Source organism: Litoribaculum gwangyangense, from assembly GCF_039543505.1.
GTDB classification, from domain to species: domain Bacteria; phylum Bacteroidota; class Bacteroidia; order Flavobacteriales; family Flavobacteriaceae; genus Litoribaculum; species Litoribaculum gwangyangense.
Map to the genome: position 1 here is coordinate 1 of NZ_BAABJW010000011.1, position 1,478 is coordinate 1,478.

1 protein-coding gene is annotated in these 1,478 nt (G+C 38.4%); it reads right to left on the reverse strand.

Annotation, left to right across the window (positions count from 1 at the left end; genetic code table 11):
- Nucleotides 1-1,478, reverse strand: a 1,478-nt coding sequence (locus tag ABD963_RS15060; RefSeq protein ID WP_345278277.1) for a M14 family zinc carboxypeptidase, incomplete at both ends; no start/stop codon positions are given.

Here is a 1,478-nt window from a genome sequence, read left to right on the forward strand (position 1 = left end):
ACATCGTTTAATACTTTAGTTTGATAATCGGCAATTGATTGATTAGAAAGGGTAAATGATTGGTAGCAATCGGCTTCAAATAAGATATCATAAGTTCCAGCTTTAACGGGTCTATAGTAATCACCGCCGTTTGGATCAGAGAATGTATGAGAACCAAATGCGTCATGTCCAACAAGAGTTACTGTAGCCTGAATAGGGTTATTGGTGTTGGCGTCCTTTACGATCCCTCTAAACCCATATGTACCTTGTGTTAGGTAATCCAATAAGGCATTTTTATTATAAAGCCAATAATTAACCAATTGGCTTTCAGGAAGTATTTTTGTATCAGAAAGTTCAACAGTAACCTCTTTACATTGCTGGTAAACATTCATGTAATCTTGACGTCCACCAAAGACACGATACCATTCCGCGCCATGAGTAACACCAGGGCTAGGATATACATTGCTATCATCATCGACAGTCATATAAGTGGTATCTCCAAAGGGGTCGCTATCATTTTGTGCATTAGTTGCATATTCAACACCTGTAAATTCAAACCAATCACCATCAGGATGTGTGTACTGGCTTACATAGGCATTATCAAAGGGATAATTGAACAATTCTGTACCTCCATGGAAGTTAGCTGAAATGACAAAGTGTTGGGCATCGGCCAGTGCCATAAACGCCAATGTTTCAGTTTGATAAGCATTACCGTCATAATGAGGACCGGCAACGTTATCAGGATAGTTTCTATTTAAATCGATGTTAAAGAAATTACCTCTTCTGGCCCCCGCAACAGAAGTGTTGCTGGCACTACCATAATAAGTACCATCAGGGTTGGCACTTGGGTTAATCCAAATTTCGGTATTCTCTACTAAATTTTTAACTCTAGCATGGTCAGGATGTCCAGTATCCCCATACACTGTTAAAATATAGTCAATAAGACTGAGCATCATAGGGTATCCCGCAATTTCATCACCATGCATGGAGGATGTGTACATGAGTTTAGGCTCTAGTTCATCTACGGCCACATTATCGGAGATTTTGACAAAGAGCAATTCTTTACCGTCATTTTCGGCAGTATTGCCAATGCTTATTTTTTGAACAAGGTTAGGGTAATCATTTTCAAAATCTTGCATTTGTTGCGCATACTGTGCATACGTGGGATAGTTGGCAACAGGAAATGTAAGGGTGTTGGCCAAGGCTTTAGAGGTCCTAGATTCAGATGACTTGGTTTTTTTATTGTCGTAAATAACGTTAGGGTCCACCTCATTTTCACTAATAGGGACCTGAAAGGGAATATTTTTGGATTGAAAGGCTCTAAACTGATTTTCGTTGGCCCAAGCGGTTACAGTCTTGGATTTATCATTATAATTAACAATGGATAAATTTTTTGTTAAAGCATCTAACTCAGAACGGTCTTTAACTTTAAAAGTAAATGTTAGTTCCTTTTTTAAAGCTAAATACTTCTCAGCTTTTTCCTCATTTGGATTTTGGGA